Source organism: Methyloversatilis sp. RAC08 (assembly GCF_001713355.1).
GTDB lineage: Bacteria > Pseudomonadota > Gammaproteobacteria > Burkholderiales > Rhodocyclaceae > Methyloversatilis.
This window is the reverse complement of record NZ_CP016448.1, coordinates 551641-570868: the sequence shown is the minus strand read 5'-3', so window position 1 is coordinate 570868 and position 19228 is coordinate 551641. Positions and strand designations below refer to the sequence as shown.

The following is a 19228-nucleotide window of genomic DNA, read 5'->3' as shown; positions in this document are numbered from 1 at the left end:
GATACTACATCGTCATGAAACCCGTCTCCGAACTGTCCGGGCGTACCGTGGTGCTCGGTGTCAGCGGTGGTGTGGCGGCCTACAAGTCGGCCGAGCTGGCGCGGCTGCTGGTGAAAGCCGGTGCGGACGTGCGTGTCGTGATGACCGAGTCCGCCATGCATTTCGTCGGGCCGGCCACCTTCCAGGCCATCACCGGCCAGGCCGTATGGTCCGATCCGTGGGACGCGCGCATGCCCAACGGCATGGCGCACATCGACCTGACGCGCGACGCGCAACTGATACTGATTGCGCCTGCGACGGCCGACTGCATCGCACGACTGGCGCAGGGCAGGGCGGACGATCTGCTGAGCACCTTGTGCCTCGCCCGTGACCAAGGCTGCGCGCTGATGGTTGCACCCGCAATGAACCGCCAGATGTGGGAACACCCGGCGACCCGCCGCAATGTTGCAACGCTGGTGGGCGACGGTACATATATGGAAGGCCCGGCCGCCGGCGAACAGGCCTGTGGCGAAGTCGGTGCCGGGCGCATGGTCGAGCCGGCGGATTTGCTGGAGGCCGTGCTGTCGCATTTCACGCCGAAGTCACTCGCCGGCAGGCAGGTGCTGATCACTGCGGGTCCGACGTCCGAGGCGATTGACCCGGTGCGTGTCATCACCAACCTGAGTTCCGGGCGCATGGGGTATGCGCTGGCGCAGGCGGCTGTGCGGGCGGGGGCCCGTGTCACGCTGGTCAGCGGCCCGACGGCGCTCGCGCTGCCCCGCGGCGTTCGACGCATCGATGTGGCGAGTGCCCGTGACATGCGAGATGCGGTGCTGAACAACCTGTCCGGTACGGACGTGTTCGTTGCCGTGGCTGCGGTGGCCGATTACCGGCCGGCCAGCCCGAGCGCACGCAAGATCAAGAAGTCGGCCGATTCGATGTCACTGGAACTGGTGCGCAATCCCGACATCCTCGCCGAAGTGGCGGCGCGCGCCGATGCGCCGTTCTGCGTGGGTTTTGCCGCCGAGAGCCACGATCTTGATACCTATGCGCAGGACAAGCGGCGCAACAAGCGGCTGCCGCTGGTCGTCGGCAATCTGGTGTCGGACGGTCTCGGTAGCGAAGACAATCTGGTCGTGCTGTATGACGACGCAGGTCGCCACCCGCTGGAACGTGCGTCCAAGCCCGTTGTGGCGCGCGCCATTCTCGAACATGTTTCCCGACTGCTGAAGGACTGAACCCGCAATGTCCGTGCTCGACTACAAGATTCTTGACCCACGCCTGAACGATGCCCTGCCGGCTTATGCGACGGCCGGCTCGGCCGGCCTCGATCTGCGTGCCTGCATCGAGGCGACGACCACCGTCAATCCGGGCGACACGCTGCTCGTGCCGAGCGGCATCGCCATTCATCTGGCCGATCCCGGCCTGGCGGCAATCGTGCTGCCGCGTTCCGGTCTGGGCCACAAGCACGGCATCGTGCTGGGCAATCTGGTCGGGCTGATCGATTCCGACTACCAGGGACAGATTTTCGTGTCGCTGTGGAACCGGGGTGACACGGCGTTTGTCCTTCAACCGATGGAACGTATTGCACAGCTCGTGGTTGTACCGGTCGTACAGGTGGAGCTGCGCCGTGTCGACACGTTCGATGCGTCATCGCGCGGTGAAGGTGGCTTCGGTTCGACCGGAAGCCTTTGATTATTTGAAAGTTTGTGCCATCCCTTTTTTTAACGGGAGTCACGCGATAACATTATAAGTTCGATGGGTTAAAGCCATAAGCAGATACTTATCTCTTGTTTATCGCAGGTCATGTAATCCTTTTGGCCTGAGCATTCGTTTTTCCAACTGCACCATCACCCATTATTCGAGGAGAGTTGATCGTGATTCGCAAACAATTGGTAGGCATCGTGCTCGCTGCAATGGCGGCTACAGCCATGGCGCAGGACGCAGCCCCCTATACCGTTGCCGAAGGCAACAAGGTTGACGCCAAGACGATGACCGGCTGGCGTACCTGGCGTGCCGCGGCGTGTGAGCGCTGTCACGGTGCCAACCAGGAAGGCATGGTCGGTCCGTCGCTGATCGAAAGCCTGAAGAAGGTCCCGAAGGAAGAGTTTCTCCAGATTGTGGTTGAAGGTTCGCATGCTGATCGCGGCATGCCGCCGCACCCCTTCCTGAAGGGCGAGAAGGCCGACAGCCTGTACGCCTACCTCAAGGGTCGTTCCGATGGCAAGATCGCCCCGGGCAAGGTTTTCCCGATGGAGTAAGTGCGCACAGACGCACTGAACGAATGCAAAAAGGCCCGGTTTCCGGGCCTTTTCTGTTTCCGCTCCCGGCGAGAGTCGGGCGAAAAGAAAAACGGCACCCTTGTGGGGTGCCGTCAGTGATGCTGCGGTGGGTAAGGCTTACTCCATGCGTTCGTAAGCCGGCAGCGTCAGAAAGTCGGCCAGTTCGGTGGCCACGCACATGTCGCCAAACAGGTTGGCGGCGCGCATGTAGGTGTCCTTGTAGCCGGCGCCAAGCAGCGCCTTGATCTTGTCCAGTTCCTGCGGGATCAGCGCCCGCACCATGTCTGCCGTGACCTTGCGACCGTCGTCCAGAATGCCCTTGGGGCTGCGGATCCAGGACCACACTTGAGCCCGGCTGATTTCGGCCGTTGCGGCATCTTCCATCAGACCGTGGATGGGCACGCACCCGTTGCCATCCATCCAGGCGCCCAGATAGTGAATGCCGACATTGATGTTGGTACGCAGGCCGGTTTCCGTGATCGGGCCTTCGGGACGGAAGTCGAGCAGGTCGGCGGCGCCGTAATTGACGTCCGGAAGCTGCTTGTCGAACTGGTTCGGGCGGTCGCCCAGCACGGCGACGAATTCCGCCAGCGCCGGTGCGACCAGACCCGGGTGTGCCACCCAGCCGCCGTCGTAGCCATCGGTCACATCGCGATGCTTGTCGGCGCGGATGCCGGCAAGCGCCTTTTCGTTCGCGTCCGGATCCTTCTTGTTCGGGATCAGCGCGCTCATGCCGCCGATCGCCGGTGCGCCGCGCCTGTGGCAGGTCTTGATCAGCGACAGCGCGTACGCGCGCATGAACGGCACTGTCATCAGGATCTTGCTGCGGTCAGCCAGACAGAAGTCGCGGTTGTTGCGCATGGCCTTGATGCAGGAAAAGATGTAATCCCAGCGGCCGGCATTCAGGCCTGCACTGTGATCGCGCAGTTCGTAAAGGATTTCGTCCATTTCGAACGCGGCATGCAGCGTTTCGATCAGCACCGTGGCCTTGATCGTGCCGCGCGGGATGCCGAGGGCCTCCTGGGCAGCGACGAACACGTCGTTCCACAGCCGCGCCTCGCGGTGGCTCTGCAGCTTCGGCAGATAGAAGAAGGGGCCAGCGCCACGAGCGATCAATTCCTTCGCGTTGTGGAAGAAGTAGAGCGTGAAATCGAACAGGCCGCCGGACACGCGCTGACCATCGATCAGCACATGTTTCTCGTCGAGGTGCCAGCCGCGCGGACGCACCTGGAGCACGGCCACTTCATCGTTCAGCGCGTAGGTCTTGCCGTCCTTCTCGACGCTGATGGTGCGGCGGATGGCGTCGCGCAGATTGATCTGTCCGGTGATCTGGTTGTCCCACGACGGCGAATTCGAATCTTCGAAATCGCTCATGTAGCTGTCGGCGCCGGCATTCAGCGCGTTGATCACCATCTTGCGCTCGGTCGGCCCGGTGATCTCAATGCGTCGGCGCTGGAGCGCCGGGGGCAGCGGTGCAATCTTCCAGTTGCCTTCGCGGATATGCAGCGTGTCGGGCAGGAAGTCCATCGGCATGCCGGCGTCGAGTTCGGCAGCGCGCTTGACACGCGCGGCGAGCGCTTCGCGACGACGAGGCTCGAACTGACGGTGCAGCTTCGCGAGCAGCGCGAGGGCTTCGTGCGTCAGGATTTCGCGGTACTCGGCGCTGACCGGCGCGGTGATGATCACGCCTTCCGGCAGTTCCGCTGTGCGGTCGAGCTTCTGGGTCGATTCAGCAATAGTCATAAGCGTGCGCTCCGATGGCAGTTCGCGAGCCGGTGTGACGTGAGCGGAAGTGCTACGTGCTCCGGACCAGAGGTGGCCGTCCCTCACATCCAGCCGATCAGCGGTGGTGCCGTCGCCGGAAGGATGTGCCGCAGAAGTCGGGTTGCGCCATCTGCAGACGGGAGGACCGAGGTCTAACGTCCGATGCATCAGACCGGCTTGTGCCCGGTGTGAATTGCTGCATCTGCACAAATACTAGACTTTCCTTATGCAATAGTTAAGCTCCGCTTAAGTACATTTATCTTTTACTAAAAGTACAAAATGGACCGCTTCAAAGAGATTGAATCCTTCGTTTCGGTTGCTGCCCAGGGCAGCCTGTCTGCAGTAGCCAAGCTTGAAGGGGTGCAGCCGGCCGTGATCGGAAGGCGAATCGACTCGCTGGAAGAGCGGCTGGGCGTGAAATTGATGCTGCGCACGACCCGCAAGCTCACGCTGACCCATGAGGGCACGGCCTACCTCGAAGATTGCCAGCGCATCCTGAACGAGATGGCCAGCGCCGATGCTGCTGTCGGCGCCGGTGGGGCGCGTGCCACGGGACTGCTGCGCGTCAGCGCACCTGCCGGCTTCGGTCGCCGTCATGTCGCGCCGCTGGTGAAGCGCTTCATGGGCCTCAATCCGGAGGTCAAGATTTCGCTGGATCTGACCGATCGGATGGTCGACCTGGTGAACGAGAACGTGGACTGCGCAGTCCGGATCGGCAGCCTTCCGGATTCCAGCATGATCAGTATCAAATTGGGCGAGACGCGTCGCGTCGTTGTCGCGAGCCCGGAATACCTGCAGCGGTTTGGCAAGCCCGGTCATCCTTACGACCTTCTGCAGCACCGCTGCCTGGGGCTCGGACCGAACCGTGCGCAGTCGCGTGGCTGGAATTTCATGGCTCATGGCGAGCCGCTGACATTGCGCATCACGCATCTGGTCGAATGCAATGACGGGGCCGTGCTGCGCGACTGGGCGGTGAGCGGACTCGGACTGGCCTGGCGTTCGTACTGGGAGGTGCGCGAGGATCTGGCTTCCGGTGCGCTGATGGAGGTGCTGCACGACTTCGCGGCACCGCCGATGGGCATCTTTGCGCTGTTTCCGCAGCGCCGTCATCTGCCGCTGCGTGTCCGGCTGTTCGTGGATCTGCTGAAGCTGACGTATGGCGATCTGGCTTACTGGGAATCCGGCGGGACTCACATGCCCGAATTGCCTCAGTCGGGTGACGAAGAGTAGTCGCGGGTAATCTTCGGTGAAAGCATGCGAAAAAAAAGCCGCCGGATGCAAATCCGGCGGCTTTTTCATTCCGCTTGCGCGGGGGACTAACTCAGTGGAACTGTTCTTCTTCGGTCGAGCCGGTCAGCGCGGTCACCGACGAAGCGCCACCCTGGATCGTGGTGGTCACATCGTCAAAGTAGCCGGTGCCGACTTCCTGCTGGTGCGACACGAAGGTGTAGCCGCGGTCGCGGGCCGCGAATTCCGGCTCCTGCACCTTTTCGACGTAGGCAGACATGCCGCGGGCGACGTAGTCCTGCGCCAGATCGAACATGTGGTACCACATGTTGTGGATGCCGGCGAGCGTGATGAACTGGTACTTGTAGCCCATGGCGCCCAGTTCGCGCTGGAACTTGGCGATGGTCGCATCGTCCAGGTTCTTCTTCCAGTTGAACGACGGCGAGCAGTTGTACGCCAGCAGCTTGCCCGGGAACTTGGCGTGGATCGCATCGGCAAAAGCCTTGGCGAATGCCAGGTCCGGCGTGCCGGTTTCGCACCAGATCAGATCGGCGTAGGGCGCATAGGCCAGACCGCGCGAGATGGCCTGATCCAGACCCTTGTTGGTCTTGTAGAAGCCTTCGGCCGTGCGCTCGCCGGTGACGAAGGGCTTGTCGTTGGCGTCGCAGTCGCTGGTCAGCAGGTCAGCCGCTTCCGCGTCGGTACGGGCCAGAATCAGGGTCGGTACGCCGTAGACGTCGGCAGCCAGACGGGCCGCAATCAGCTTCTGAACGGCTTCCTGCGTCGGCACGAGCACCTTGCCACCCATGTGGCCGCACTTCTTCACGGACGCCAGCTGGTCTTCGAAATGCACGCCACCGGCGCCGGCGCGGATCATCGCCTTCATCAGTTCGTGTGCATTGAGCACGCCGCCGAAACCGGCTTCTGCGTCTGCCACGATGGGCGCGAAGTAGTCGATGTAGCCCTTGTCGCCTTCGTAGATGCCCTTGGCGTGCTGGATTTCATCAGCGCGCTTGAAGCTGTTGTTGATGCGGCTGACGACCGTCGGCACCGAATCAACCGGGTACAGCGACTGGTCCGGGTACATCGCTTCGTACGAATTGTTGTCCGCGGCAACTTGCCAGCCCGACAGGTAGATCGCCTTCACGCCGGCCTTCACCTGCTGCATGGCCTGACCGCCGGTCAGTGCGCCGAGGCAGTTGACGAACGGCTCGTTGTGAACCAGATCCCACAGCTTTTCAGCGCCGCGGCGGGCCAGCGAGTACTCGACCGGGAACGAACCGCGCAGGCGGTAGACGTCGGCTGCGGTGTAGCCGCGCTTGATGCCCTTCCAGCGGGGGTTCTCGTCCCAATCCTTCTGAATCTTGGCGATTTCCTGATCTTTCGTGCTCATTGCTCATCCTCGGAGAAAAAACAAAAAACGGTCGCTCAGCGTGTGCGCGCTGCGCGGCCTGCATCTGAATCTGAAGCGGCTTGACGCCCCTGTCCGGTTGCGTTGTCCGGACATCCTTTCGGCCATCGAGTGCTGGTGCGGGCCGAACCACGAAATCGGCGTTGGCATGAAGTCATGGGTGGTGACATGCAGGCCGGGCATCCGGAAACCGACTGACAGCAGTATCAGGCGACGATCGTGACAAGCGAAGTATAAAGATCCTTGGGCAAAGCAACAAGAGGTCTTCTATAAGATATAAGAAATATTTTTCTTTTTAAAAACAGTTGCTTGGTATTTTAATCGACAACAAGGTGTGAAATAAACCCGGAAAGCGCTCGAATTTTGGTGCGCTGCGATACACGGATTTACTTCAGATCAGTGCGCGCGCACTCACGATGATGCCGTCTCCGTCCGCATACAGATAATGTCCGGGGACGAAGTCGATGCCGCCGAAGCTGACCGTGATGTCGCTCTGGCCTTCATTGCGTTTCACGGTTTTGAGCGGATGGGTGCCGAGCGCCATCACCCCGATGGTCATCTGCGAAATGGCGGCCGAGTCGCGGATGCAGCCATAGACGACGATACCTGCCCAACCGTTTTTCACTGCCAGCGCAGCGATCTGGTCGCCGACCAGCGCCCGGCGCATCGATCCGCCGCCATCGACCACAAGCACCTTGCCGTTGCCAGGTGTCTCGAGTGCCTTGCGCACCAGCCCGTTGTCTTCGAACAGCTTCAAGGTGCTGATCGGACCACCGAAGGCGCTGTGCCCGCCGAAGCTGCGGAACATGGGCGCGCAGATGCGCAGGTCGGCTTCGAATTGGTCGCACAGATCTGCTGTCTGAATCGTCATGCTGTGTCCTTTCCCATTGGAAACACGGTTGAAGTCGGTGCAAGAAAAATGGAGCAAGAAAGCCGGGGCAAAAAAAGAGGCGGCCCGCGGGCCGCCTCTGCTGTAACTCCCGGCACTACGCCGGTGCTACGGCTTCCTCTTCGTCGAATACCAGCTTTACCTTCTTGTCGGCATCGATGTCGATGGTCACCTTGCCGCCATTGGTCAGGCGGCCAAACAGCAACTCGTCGGCCAGTGCCGAGCGGATCGTGTCCTGAATCAGGCGTGCCATCGGGCGCGCACCCATCAGCGGGTCGAATCCGGACTCGGCGAGCCAGGAACGCAGCGTGTCCGAGAAAACCACCTCGACCTTCTTCTCCTGCAGCTGACCTTCCAGTTGCATCAGGAACTTGTCGACCACGCGCAGGATGATTTCGTGATCGAGTGGCTTGAAGGAAATGATGGCATCAAGACGGTTGCGGAACTCTGGCGTAAACAGGCGCTTGATATCGACCATTTCGTCGCCCGGCTTGCGGTCGTCGGTAAAGCCGATCACCGATTTCTGCAGTGTTTCCTGGCCGGCGTTGGTCGTCATGATGATGACCACATTGCGGAAGTCAGCCTGGCGCCCGTTGTTGTCGGTCAGCGTACCGTGGTCCATCACCTGCAGCAGGATGTTGTAGATGTCCGGGTGCGCCTTCTCGATCTCGTCGAGCAGCAGTACGCAATGCGGCTTCTTGGTCACCGCCTCGGTCAGCAGGCCGCCCTGGTCGAAGCCGACATAGCCCGGGGGAGCACCGATCAGCCGGCTGACTGCGTGGCGTTCCATGTATTCGGACATGTCGAAACGCACCAGTTCGATGCCCATGCAGTAGGCCAGCTGACGCGCAACTTCCGTCTTGCCGACGCCGGTCGGGCCGCTGAACAGGAAACTGCCGATCGGCTTCTGCGGATTGCCCAGACCGGATCTCGACATCTTGATCGCGGTCGCCAGTGCGTCGATGGCCTTCTCCTGACCGAACACCACATTCCGCAGATCGCGGTCGAGGTTGCGCAGCGCGGAGCGATCGTCGTTGGACACGTGCTGCGAAGGAACGCGCGCAATCTTCGCGACGATTTCTTCGATCTCGGTCTTGCCGATGACCTTCTTCTGCTTCGACTTGGGCAGCACGCGCTGGGCGGCACCTGCTTCATCGATCACGTCGATCGCCTTGTCGGGCAGGTGACGGTCGTTGATGTACCGGGCCGACAGTTCTGCCGCCGACGACAGTGCCGTCGACGAATACTTGACGCCGTGATGCTGTTCGAAGCGTGATTTCAGGCCCTTCAGGATCGACACGGTTTCCTGGACGCTCGGTTCATTGACGTCGATCTTCTGGAACCGGCGCGATAGGGCGTGATCCTTTTCGAACACGCCGCGGTACTCGGTGTAGGTCGTCGCACCGATGCACTTCAGCTGCCCGGAAGACAGTGCCGGCTTCAACAGGTTGGACGCATCAAGCGTACCGCCGGAGGCTGCGCCTGCACCGATCAGCGTGTGGATCTCGTCGATGAACAGGATCGCGTTCGCGTTGTCGAGCAGCTGCTTCAGCACCGACTTCAGACGCTGTTCGAAGTCGCCGCGGTACTTGGTTCCGGCGAGCAGCGCACCCATGTCGAGCGCATAGATCGTTGCGTCGGCAAGAATGTCGGGAACTCGGCCTTCGATGATGCGGCGCGCGAGACCCTCCGCGATGGCGGTCTTGCCGACGCCGGCTTCGCCCACCAGCAGCGGGTTGTTCTTGCGTCGGCGGCACAGCGTCTGAATGACGCGTTCGAGTTCGTCATCGCGACCGATCAGAGGGTCGATCTTGCCCATCAGCGCCTGTGCGTTCAGGTTCTGCGTGAAGCTGTCGAGCGCACCGCCTGCCTGGCTGCCTTCCGGCTCCTGCTCGGACTGCTCGGCCTCGGGTTTGTTCGCGGCAGCGGGCTGTGCCGACTTGGTGATGCCATGCGAAATGAAATTGACGATATCGAGCCGCGTGACGCCCTGACGCTGCAGGAAGTACACCGCGTGCGAATCCTTCTCGCCGAAGATCGCGACGAGCACGTTGGCGCCGGTGACTTCCTTCTTGCCCGACGACTGTACGTGCAGGATGGCGCGCTGGATCACGCGCTGGAATCCTAGCGTCGGCTGCGTGTCGATTTCTTCGCTGCCATCGACCACGGGCGTGTGCTCGTTGATGAAAGCAGACAACTCCTTGCGCAGGTCGTCAATATTGACGGCACACGCACGTAGCACCTCTGCGGCTGAAGGATTGTCGAGCAGCGCGAGCAGCAGGTGCTCGACCGTGATGAATTCATGGCGCTTCTGCCGTGCTTCGACGAATGCCATGTGAAGACTGACTTCCAACTCCTGCGCGATCATTTCAATTTTCCTCCATGACACACGCCAGCGGATGTTGATGCTGGCGGGCAAAGGTACACACCTGTTCGACCTTGGACGCTGCTACGTCCCTGGGGTAAATGCCGCAAACTCCGGCGCCCTCCGTATGTACCTTGAGCATCACGCGGGTAGCCTGTTCCCTGCTCATGGCAAAAAACCTCTGGAGCACTCCAACCACGAAGTCCATCGGGGTGTAATCGTCATTCAACACCATGACCTTGAAGAGAGGTGGGGGCTCCGCCCTGTTCTTTTCAAGCTCAAGAAGTGTTTCTTCCTGCTTGCGTGTAACCATGGCCTCATTCTAATCACAATCAACCGCTCTGCAACACGGGAATTCTACGGCTTTCAGGGGTCTTTTCCGGGCCGTCGACATCCACCCGATCCGCCCGGCAGGCGCTCATTCCGGACTGAACATGTGACAGGCCTTCATCGCGTAACGGGCTCGTATAGTGGCCATGGTGATGTGCCGTACTGCACAATGGAAACGTCTTGACCGTTCAGGACATCTGGGCTAAATGCCGATTTGTACTTGGTTCAAGCTCTTGCGTGATCGGATTCTCAGTCCGTTGCGGAGTTCCCGCAGGGTCGGTAGTTCCCGGAGTCAGAGCATCAGAACTTGAAGTGCACACACAACGGGGATTTCGGGTCATTCGAGCAGCGGAGAGGAAGACAGCAATGGCAACTGGCACTGTGAAGTGGTTCAACGATTCCAAAGGTTACGGCTTCATCACGCCCGACGACGGCAGCGAAGATCTGTTCGCGCATTTTTCCGCGATTCAGATGGGAGGCTTCAAGACGCTCAAGGAAGGTCAGAAAGTGAGTTTTGAAGTGACGCAAGGCCCGAAAGGCAAACAGGCGGCGAACATCCAGGCGGCTTGATCGCCCGACAGGCAGTACAAAACAAAAAACCCGGTCCAGGACCGGGTTTTTTGTTTTGTACTGCCGCGCACCCGATGCTTCGTTTCGGGCGCGCGGTATGTGCCGGATTACATGCGCGCGATCATTGCACGGCCGAATTCCGAGCAGGACACTTCGTTTGCGCCGTCCATCAGACGGGCAAAGTCGTAAGTCACCTGCCGGTCGCCGATGGCGCGCTCCATTGAAGAGATGATCAGATCAGCCGCTTCGAGCCAGCCCATGTGGCGCAGCATCATCTCTGCGGACAGGATCAGCGAACCCGGATTCACCTTGTCCAGACCCGCGTACTTCGGAGCCGTGCCGTGCGTGGCTTCGAACACGGCGTACTGATCCGAAATGTTGGCGCCCGGCGCAATGCCGATGCCGCCGACCTGTGCTGCCAGCGCGTCGGAAATGTAGTCGCCGTTCAGATTCAGCGTCGCGATCACGTCGTAATCGGCCGGGCGCAGCAGGATCTGCTGCAGGAAGGCGTCGGCGATCGCATCCTTGACGATGATGTCGCGACCGGTCTTCGGGTTCTTGAACTTGCACCACGGGCCGCCATCGATCGGCTCGGCACCGAACTCGTTCTGCGCCAGCCCATAGCCGAAGTCGCGGAAGCCGCCTTCCGTGAACTTCATGATGTTGCCCTTGTGCACGAAGGTGACTGACTTGCGATCGTTGTCCACCGCGTACTGCAACGCCTTGCGGATCAGGCGTTCCGAGCCCTCGCGCGACACCGGCTTGATGCCGATGGCCGATGTTTCCGGGAAGCGGATCTTCTTGACGCCCATTTCGTCGCGCAGGAACTTGATCACCTTACGCGCCCCGTCCGACTCGGCCTGCCACTCGATGCCGGCATAGATGTCTTCAGTATTTTCGCGGAAGATCACCATGTTGATCTGCTCCGGGTGCTTGACCGGGCTCGGCACGCCCTGGAAGTAGCACACCGGGCGCAGGCAGACGTAGAGGTCAAGCTCCTGACGCAGCGCAACGTTCAGCGAGCGGATGCCGCCACCGACCGGCGTCGTCATCGGGCCCTTGATCGACACCACGTATTCCTTCAGCGCTGCCAGCGTGTCTTCGGGCAGCCATACGTCAGGGCCGTACATCCGGGTGGCCTTCTCGCCTGCATACACCTCCATCCAGGTGATCTTGCGCTTGCCGCCGTAGGCCTTCGCCACCGCTGCATCCACGACGTCCTTCATGACCGGCGTGATGTCCACGCCGATGCCGTCGCCTTCGATGAACGGGATGATGGGGTTGTCCGGGACCGGTTTGCCCGCGACGATCTTTGTCCCCTCGGCGGGAATCTTGATGTGAGTTGTACTCATGCCATCCAGCTCCTTGGTGTGTTGTCTGGTTATAGTCCCTGCGGCGGGGTTGCCGCCAGCGGGCCAGCGCGATTATCCCCCAATCGCGATTTGATGCGACACCTGCTGCGACTGCCGGGCGCGATTGTGCGGCGCGGGTGCCCGTCAGGCGGCCTCCCGCAATAGAATCCAGACCTTCACAGACAGGGCGGACAGCACATGAATCTTCCGGCAGGCCAGAACCGGGTCGCCCAGGCCATTGCGCAGGCGCTGATCGACGGCTTCGACAAGCACTATCGCCTTTTCCGCATGGTCAGCGGCAATGCCAAGGAGCGCTTCGAACAGGCGGACTGGCAGGGTCAGCACCGCTGCATCCGCGAGCGCATCCAGTATTACGACGACCGTGTGCGCGAGTGCGTCGATCGGCTGCATAACGAGTTTCATGCCGATTCGCTGGACGACAACACCTGGCAGCAGGCCAAGCTGCTGTACATCGGGCTGCTCGTGAATCACCAGCAGCCCGAACTGGCCGAAACCTTCTTCAATTCGGTCACGACCAAAATCCTGCACCGACAGTATTTCCACAACGACTTCATCTTCGTCCGGCCGGCCATTTCGACCGAACTGATCGAAAGCTCGCCGCCGACCTGGCGCAGTTACTACCCGAACCAGTCAGGCCTGCGGGTGGCGATGAAAACCATCTTCTGCGACTTCGGCTGGAAGCGGCCCTTCACCGACCTCGACCGCGACGTCGATTACGTGATGCGCGCCGTGCAGTCGCATCTGGGCGGCGAATGGCCGCAACGGGAAGCCAACTTCCAGTTGCAGGTGCTCAGTTCGGCCTTCTACCGCAACAAGGCGGCCTATGTGATCGGCAAGGCGATCAACGGCCACCAGGAGTATCCGTTCATGGTGTCGGTGCTGCATGACCGCAAGGGCGGGCTGTTTCTCGACGCCATCCTGCTCGAACCCTGGCGGGTCAGCGTCATGTTCTCGCTGTCGCGTGCCTACTTCATGGCCGACATGCAGGTGCCGTCGGCCAACGTGCATTTCCTGCGCGCGCTGATGCCGAAGAAGCCGCGCTCCGAGATCTACACGATGCTCGGGCTGGGCAAGCAGGGGAAGACGATGTTCTTCCGCGACCTGATCAATCACCTGCGCCACTCGAACGACAACTTCGTCGAGGCACCCGGTATCCGCGGACTGGTCATGCTGGTGTTCATGCTTCCGTCCTACCCTTACGTATTCAAGATCATCAAGGACAAGTTCGGCAGCTCGAAGGACACCGACCGGGCAACGGTGAAGCGCAAGTTCCTGATGGTGAAGCAGGTGGACCGCGTCGGCCGCATGGCTGACACGATCGAGTTTTCCGACATCGCGCTGCCGGCGCATCGCTTCACGCCCGAGTTGCTGGAGCAGCTCGAAGAGCTGGCGCCGTCGATGATCGAACGCGACGGCGACACGCTGGTGATCCGCCACTGCTACATCGAGCGGCGCATGATTCCGCTGAACATCTACCTCGAAACGGCCAGCGAGGAACAGATCGATCATGCGGTGTACGAGTACGGCAATGCAATCCGCGAACTGGCGGTCGCCAACATCTTCCCGGGCGACCTGCTGTGGAAGAACTTCGGCGTCACGCGTTACGGGCGGGTCGTGTTCTACGACTACGACGAAATCGAATTCCTGACCGACTGCAACTTCCGCCGCATACCGCCGCCGCCCAGCTTCGAGCATGAAATGTCGGGCGAGGTCTGGTATTCGGTGGCGCGCAACGACATCTTTCCCGAAGAGTTCGCCACCTTCCTGCTGTCGACGCCCAAGGTGCGCGCCGCTTTCCTGAAGTATCACCGCGACCTGCTCGACGTGAAGTTCTGGCAGGAAACGCAGCAGCGCATCCGCGAAGGTCACATACAGGATTTCTTTCCGTATCCGGAGCAGCTGCGTTTCTCGCGCCGTTTCGGACATGCCGATGTGCCGTCCGGCGTGCCTGCGTGAGCCGTCTGCTGCTGCTGAACAAGCCGTTCGGCGTGATCTGCCAGTTTTCCGCCGACGGTCTGCACCCGACGCTGGCCGACTGGGTTGCCGTACCGGGCGTCTATCCGGCCGGACGGCTGGACACCGACAGCGAAGGCCTGCTGCTGCTGACCGACGACGGCGCGCTACAGCATCGCATCACCGATCCGAAGCACAAGATGGTCAAGCGCTACCGGGTGCAGGTCGAACGGGTGCCGGACGAGGCTGCGCTGGATCGCCTGCGTGCCGGCGTGACGCTGAAGGACGGTCCGACGCGCCCGTGCGCGGTGCGCCGCATCGACGAACCGGCCGGTTTGTGGCCGCGCGACCCGCCGGTGCGCCACCGTGTAGCGGTGCCCACCTGCTGGCTCGAACTCGACATCAGCGAGGGGCGCAACCGCCAGGTTCGCCGGATGACGGCCGCGATCGGCCATCCGACGCTGCGTCTGATCCGTATCGCCATCGGTCCGTGGCAACTTGGCGGCCTGCAACCGGGTCAATGGCAGGAAGCGGAGCACGACAGCCCTGTACCGTCCGCCCTGCGCAAGCCCGTGCGATCAAGCGCAGACTGATGTCGATCAATACTCACCGCATCGATTCCGTCACCATCCATGCCACCTGACCGCCTGCCATGATCCGAAGACTGTTCTGCCTGCTGTGGATTGCACTGAGCGCCGGCACCCAGGCCGCGCCGCCTGCAGTGGATCTGGCGGTCGGCATGTATCGTGTAAAGGTTGAAGTCGCGCGCACGCAGTCGGCGCGCATGACTGGTCTGATGCACCGCACCGAAATGCCGGCCGATGCGGGCATGCTGTTCGTGTTCCCGCAGGTGCAGACGCACTGCATGTGGATGCGCAACACGCTGATTCCGCTCAGCGTCGCCTTCATCGACGCGCAGGGCGTGGTCATCAATATCGCCGACATGACGCCGCACGACGAAACATCGCACTGCGCGACCCGGCCGGCGCGCTACGCGCTGGAAACCAATGCGGGCTGGTTTGCGTCACGCAAGCTGACTGCTGGCGCAAAGGTCGCCGGGCTCGAACGCATTCCCGCACCCGAATGAAGGAGACTTTGATGGATCCGACCCAGCACCGCATCGACTACACCCTCGACAGTCTTGACGAGACGGCCGCATCCGATGATCCGATCGTGCAGTTCCGCAGCTGGTTCGAAGACGCCGGTCGCGTGGTCGAGCGCGATCCGAATGCGATGACGCTGGCCACTGTCGGGGCCGACGGTCGCCCGAGTGCCCGCATCGTGCTGCTGCGCGGCTATGGCGACGACGGCTTCGTCTTCTTCACGAACTACGACAGTCGCAAGGGCGATGAGCTTGCCGGTAATCCGCACGCCAGCCTGCTGCTGTTCTGGGCGGCGCTGGAGCGGCAGATCCGTATCGAAGGCACGGTGAGCCGGGTCAGCGCGGAGGAATCGGACGCCTACTTCTCGCTGCGCCCGCTCGGCAACCGGCTCGGCGCATGGGCGTCACCACAGAGCCGCGAGATACCCAGTCGCGAGTCGCTGGCCGAGCGGGTCCGGCAGTTCGAGGCAAAGTTCGGTGCGGCGCCGCCGCGCCCTGAGAACTGGGGTGGTTACCGCCTGCAGCCCGATGCGATCGAGTTCTGGCAGGGCCGGTCGGATCGTCTGCATGACCGCCTGCTGTACCGGCGCAGCCAGCCTGGAATGGCGTGGTCGCGCGTCAGGCTCGCGCCGTAAGGATATTCCGCGGACAAACCGGCCGTCGTGAAATCTCAGCCCGACTTGCCGAGCGCGGCATGCAGACCGCGGGTGGATGCGTCGGCATCCGCCGGGAGGTTGCCGCCGGCAAGGGCGCGCGCCATCTGCTTGCCGTACTCCACGCCGTACTGATCGAAGCTGTTGATGCCCAGCAGCCAGCCCTGCACGAACACCTTGTGTTCATACATCGCAAGCAGCTGGCCGAGCGTGCGCGGGTTGAATGGCGGCATCAGCAGTGTGGTGCTGGGTTGGTTGCCCGGGCAGGCGACATGCGGTGACAGCCGGGTGGCTTCCTGCTCCGACAGCCCGCTGCGCCGCAGTTCATCAAGCGCCTCGTCGCGCGTCTTGCCGCGCATCAGTGCTGCACTTTGCGCGAGCGCGTTCAGCTGCACCATGCGGGTACGCTCGTCGGGTGCGTGGCGCGGCACGATGAAGTGCATGGGCATCATGCGCGTGCCCTGATAGAACTGCTGGTGATAGGCGTGCTGACCGACTATGCCCGAGCCACCCCACACGATCGGCGCACTCGGCGCCCGGCTCAGCTCCCCGGTCGATGTGCAACGCTTGCCATTGCTTTCCATCTCCAGTTGCTGCAGGTAGGTCGGCAGGCTGCGCAGCAGATGGCTGTAGGGCAGCACGGCAAGTGTTTCCAGCCCCATTCCGCTGGCGTTCCAGAAATCGATCAGGCCCATCATGACAGGCAGGTTGCTGCTCATCGGCGCCTGGGTGAAGTGCTCGTCCATGGAGCGCGCGCCATCAAGCATTTCGCGGAAGGCCGGCATGCCGATCGCGCAGGCCAGCGGCAGCGCGATCGACGACCATACCGAGTAGCGGCCGCCGACCCATTCCGGCAGAAACAGGCAGCGTTCGGCCGGTACCCCGAGTTCCTGCGCCGCCGCAGGACGGTTGGTCACGGCAAACAGATGCTGGCCTACCCCCGCGCTCCCGAGCCCGTCGGCCAGCCACTTCATTGCAACCTTCGCGTTGGCCAGCGTTTCCTGCGTGGTGAAGCTTTTCGACGACAGCACAAACGCGGTGTGCGCCGGTTTGCACTCGCGCAATGCCATGTCGAGCGCCACCGGATCGAGGTTGGCCACCAGCTTGACCACCGGGCCGTCGCACTGCGGTTCGAGTGCTTCCATCGCGAGCCGCGGACCGAGGTCCGAGCCGCCGATGCCCAGATTGATCACGTGAGTGATGGTCTGGCCGGTTGCGCCGAGCAATTCCCGCCGACGGATCAGACCCACCCAGTGTTCGAGCGCGCCGAGGCAGTCGCGCACCAGTTCGGCGTGAGCGCCGTCGCGCGCGCGCAGCGCCATGTGCAGCGCGGCGCGGCGCTCGGTGAAATTCACCTGGTCTCCGGCGGCCAGCGCGCGGATGCCGCGCGGAAGGTCGAGCGCATGCACCAGTTCCATCAGCAGCGACAGGGTTTCGTCGTCGACGCGCTGCTTCGAGTAATCCATCAGCCAGCCGTCGTGCGCCAGCGAATAGCGCGCGAAGCGCTCACTGTCCTGTTCGAAGAAATTCCGCAGGTGCACGCGCGACAGCTGGATCGCCTTGGACCTCAGCGCAGGCCATGCGGATGTCTGCATCAGCAGGTTCATGTGTTCCGCTTTCTTCTCTTCTATCGGTGAATGCGTCGGTTCAGCTTCGCCTGTACAGCATGAATCGCTCGTGCCGGTCGCCCGGTCGCCGGCCTTCCCACACGATCGACCAGCTTGCGTCGAGCACGGGGCGCAGGCCGCCCCGGCCATGGTACGCAAGCAGGGTGTCACATTGTCGGCCGGCTTTGCTCATCGCATTGACCGGCTTCAGACCGGCGAAATAATAGAACGCAGCCCGGTGGCTGTCCTGCAGACCGCTGAACGCAATGCACCCGCCGTTTGCCGGCAACGCCCTTGCGATCTGGCCGGCGACGTCGCGATAGCTGCGACCGTAGTCGATCCACGGCAACCACAGGCTGCTCAGCAGGAACCATATCAGCAATACGCCGCATCCCCAGGTGACCGCTCCGCGCGTCGGCGTTCTGGGGGAGCGCCACAGCATCCACAGCCAGGCCAGCGACACGATGGTGGCGAGAATGAACGGCCCCCACGACAGCGCCATGACGAAACCCGGTTCGAGCTTCGAAAAGGTACGCGCGAAACGTTCAGGCCAGCCGGTCAGCATGGCGACCCAGCCCAGCCAGATGACGAAGCCGAGCAGCGAAAAGGTCATCACGCCGAACCAGTCCAGTGCGTTCGCCGCGCCGCGGCGCAGGGCCGGCAGGCCCGCACTGCCCAGAACGACCAGCGGTGCCAGCAGTGGCAGTGCGCGCTGGTTGCGCACGATGCCATCGCCGCTGACCTGCACGAACAGCAGCACGAACAGCAGCAGCGGCAGCGAGAACACCGGCGACCGCCACTGATGCCGTCGCTTCCACAGCGCCCAGCCGGCCAGCGGCAGTGCCGGCCAGGCAAACCAGGCGAGCACCTTGATCCATTCCGCGGCATCGGCGGCGATCCGGGGGCCGTCGGGAATCAGGCGGTCGACATCGTGCTGCCAGACGCGGGCTGCATGAGCCGGGTCGAGCAGCAGCACCCAACTGGCCGCGAGCAGCGCACCGATCGCCATCGCCAGCGGCAGCGCGACCATGCGTGACGGGGAGCCGGCGACACTGCGCCACACGGGCAGCAGCGGCATCGCCGCTGCTGCAATCAGCAGGATGGCGGCCAGCCACAGCCCGGTACCCAGTCCGGCGATGGCAAGGGCGAGCACCAGTGCGGCACCGCCATGCCAGGGTTTGCGCGCCACCAGCGCCAGCGCCCACATGCCGATGCCGAGCGCTGCCAGCATGGTGGTGGCCGGTTGCGCATCGTGCAGATGCACCACGACGCCGATGTTGGCGAGCGCCAGAAGGGGTGCGATGCGTGCCGCCGGCGGCCCGTAAAGTTCGCGTGCAGCTCCGGCGCTGCCCCAGACCCAAAGCGCAGCGAAGAAGGCGCTGGCCACGCGCGCGCTGTCTGCGAAGCTCGAGCCGAGCCAGCTGCCGATCTGCCCGGTGATGGCCGCCACCCAGTGGAACAGCGGCGGGCTGTCCAGCCAGACCTGTCCGGCCAGCCGCGGCAGCAGCCAGTGGCCTTCGCGCGCGAAGGCCAGCGCGATGCCGATGTGCAATGCGTCGTCGCCCTTCCACGGGTCGCGGCCGAACAGTCCGGTGAACAGGTAGACCAGCACGACAGCCAGGACGAAGGCGGTTTGCGGCGGATCACCGATCAGGAAGTTTCGCGGGGTCTGGCGCAGCAACGGCGGGAGCGTCATCGGAACGATCAGTCAGGGTGGCGGGCG

The 19228-nt window shown here is 62.5% G+C and carries 17 protein-coding genes; 9 read left to right on the top strand and 8 right to left on the bottom strand.

From position 1 onward, the window contains the following. Positions 1–14 precede the first annotated feature (14 nt). The 3 genes from coaBC to BSY238_RS02545 all read left to right on the top strand — a co-directional run bounded on the left by coaBC (position 15) and on the right by BSY238_RS02545 (position 2240). Positions 15–1217: a bifunctional phosphopantothenoylcysteine decarboxylase/phosphopantothenate--cysteine ligase CoaBC gene (gene coaBC / locus BSY238_RS02555; protein ID WP_069037768.1), complete on the top strand. Its 1203-nt coding sequence runs from the start codon at positions 15–17 to the stop codon at positions 1215–1217. 7 nt (positions 1218–1224) lie between these two features. Beyond that, positions 1225–1674, top strand: coding sequence for a dUTP diphosphatase (gene dut, locus BSY238_RS02550; protein WP_069037767.1), 450 nt, complete (start codon positions 1225–1227; stop codon positions 1672–1674). 182 nt (positions 1675–1856) lie between these two features. Beyond that, the gene (locus tag BSY238_RS02545) at positions 1857–2240 is read left to right on the top strand and encodes a c-type cytochrome (protein ID WP_069040399.1); all 384 of its coding nucleotides are present in this window, start codon (positions 1857–1859) and stop codon (positions 2238–2240) included. A gap of 138 nt (positions 2241–2378) precedes the next feature. Here BSY238_RS02545 and aceB read toward each other — a convergent pair whose 3' ends face one another. Then, a complete protein-coding gene (aceB, locus tag BSY238_RS02540; protein ID WP_069037766.1) occupies positions 2379–4004 on the bottom strand; it encodes a malate synthase A in 1626 nt (541 codons plus the stop codon). Positions 4005–4304: 300 nt separating this feature from the next. Between aceB and BSY238_RS02535 the strand changes: the two genes are divergently transcribed. Beyond that, positions 4305–5255 (top strand): LysR family transcriptional regulator, encoded by a 951-nt coding sequence (locus BSY238_RS02535; RefSeq protein WP_069037765.1) that lies wholly within the window; start codon positions 4305–4307, stop codon positions 5253–5255. 91 nt (positions 5256–5346) lie between these two features. Here the strand turns inward: BSY238_RS02535 and aceA are convergent, their stop codons facing one another. The 4 genes from aceA to clpS all read right to left on the bottom strand — a co-directional run bounded on the left by aceA (position 5347) and on the right by clpS (position 10230). Next, the gene (aceA, locus tag BSY238_RS02530; RefSeq protein ID WP_069037764.1) at positions 5347–6645 is read right to left on the bottom strand and encodes an isocitrate lyase; all 1299 of its coding nucleotides are present in this window, start codon (positions 6643–6645) and stop codon (positions 5347–5349) included. Between the two features lie 409 nt (positions 6646–7054). Further along, positions 7055–7534 carry a ribonuclease E activity regulator RraA gene (rraA, locus tag BSY238_RS02525; protein ID WP_069037763.1) on the bottom strand — a complete coding sequence of 160 codons (480 nt, stop codon included), beginning with the start codon at positions 7532–7534 and terminating at the stop codon, positions 7055–7057. A gap of 115 nt (positions 7535–7649) precedes the next feature. Further along, on the bottom strand, positions 7650–9920 hold the full coding sequence (clpA, locus tag BSY238_RS02520) for an ATP-dependent Clp protease ATP-binding subunit ClpA (RefSeq protein WP_069037762.1): 2271 nt from the start codon (positions 9918–9920) through the stop codon (positions 7650–7652). 1 nt (position 9921) lies between these two features. Further along, positions 9922–10230: an ATP-dependent Clp protease adapter ClpS gene (clpS, locus tag BSY238_RS02515; RefSeq protein ID WP_069037761.1), complete on the bottom strand. Its 309-nt coding sequence runs from the start codon at positions 10228–10230 to the stop codon at positions 9922–9924. Between the two features lie 383 nt (positions 10231–10613). Between clpS and cspE the strand changes: the two genes are divergently transcribed. Further along, a complete protein-coding gene (gene cspE / locus BSY238_RS02510) occupies positions 10614–10817 on the top strand; it encodes a transcription antiterminator/RNA stability regulator CspE (protein ID WP_069037760.1) in 204 nt (67 codons plus the stop codon). Between the two features lie 107 nt (positions 10818–10924). Here the strand turns inward: cspE and icd are convergent, their stop codons facing one another. Beyond that, positions 10925–12169: an NADP-dependent isocitrate dehydrogenase gene (gene icd / locus BSY238_RS02505; protein WP_069037759.1), complete on the bottom strand. Its 1245-nt coding sequence runs from the start codon at positions 12167–12169 to the stop codon at positions 10925–10927. Positions 12170–12367: 198 nt separating this feature from the next. Here icd and aceK point away from each other — a divergent pair, with 198 nt between their 5' ends. Genes aceK through pdxH form a run of 4 tightly spaced genes read left to right on the top strand, consistent with a single transcriptional unit; the run spans position 12368 to position 15880 of the window. Beyond that, on the top strand, positions 12368–14146 hold the full coding sequence (gene aceK / locus BSY238_RS02500; RefSeq protein ID WP_069037758.1) for a bifunctional isocitrate dehydrogenase kinase/phosphatase: 1779 nt from the start codon (positions 12368–12370) through the stop codon (positions 14144–14146). Further along, complete coding sequence (locus BSY238_RS02495; protein WP_069037757.1) at positions 14143–14736, top strand: pseudouridine synthase; 594 nt, start codon at positions 14143–14145, stop codon at positions 14734–14736. The genes aceK and BSY238_RS02495 overlap by 4 nt, the downstream gene beginning before the upstream one ends. A 59-nt stretch (positions 14737–14795) precedes the next feature. Then, complete coding sequence (locus BSY238_RS02490; protein ID WP_069037756.1) at positions 14796–15230, top strand: DUF192 domain-containing protein; 435 nt, start codon at positions 14796–14798, stop codon at positions 15228–15230. Between the two features lie 11 nt (positions 15231–15241). Beyond that, a complete protein-coding gene (pdxH, locus tag BSY238_RS02485; RefSeq protein ID WP_069037755.1) occupies positions 15242–15880 on the top strand; it encodes a pyridoxamine 5'-phosphate oxidase in 639 nt (212 codons plus the stop codon). Positions 15881–15915: 35 nt separating this feature from the next. Here pdxH and pgi read toward each other — a convergent pair whose 3' ends face one another. Both pgi and BSY238_RS02475 read right to left on the bottom strand, forming a co-directional pair. Next, complete coding sequence (gene pgi, locus BSY238_RS02480; protein ID WP_069037754.1) at positions 15916–17505, bottom strand: glucose-6-phosphate isomerase; 1590 nt, start codon at positions 17503–17505, stop codon at positions 15916–15918. Positions 17506–17545: 40 nt separating this feature from the next. After that, complete coding sequence (locus BSY238_RS02475; RefSeq protein ID WP_069037753.1) at positions 17546–19201, bottom strand: hypothetical protein; 1656 nt, start codon at positions 19199–19201, stop codon at positions 17546–17548. Positions 19202–19228: the final 27 nt, after the last annotated feature.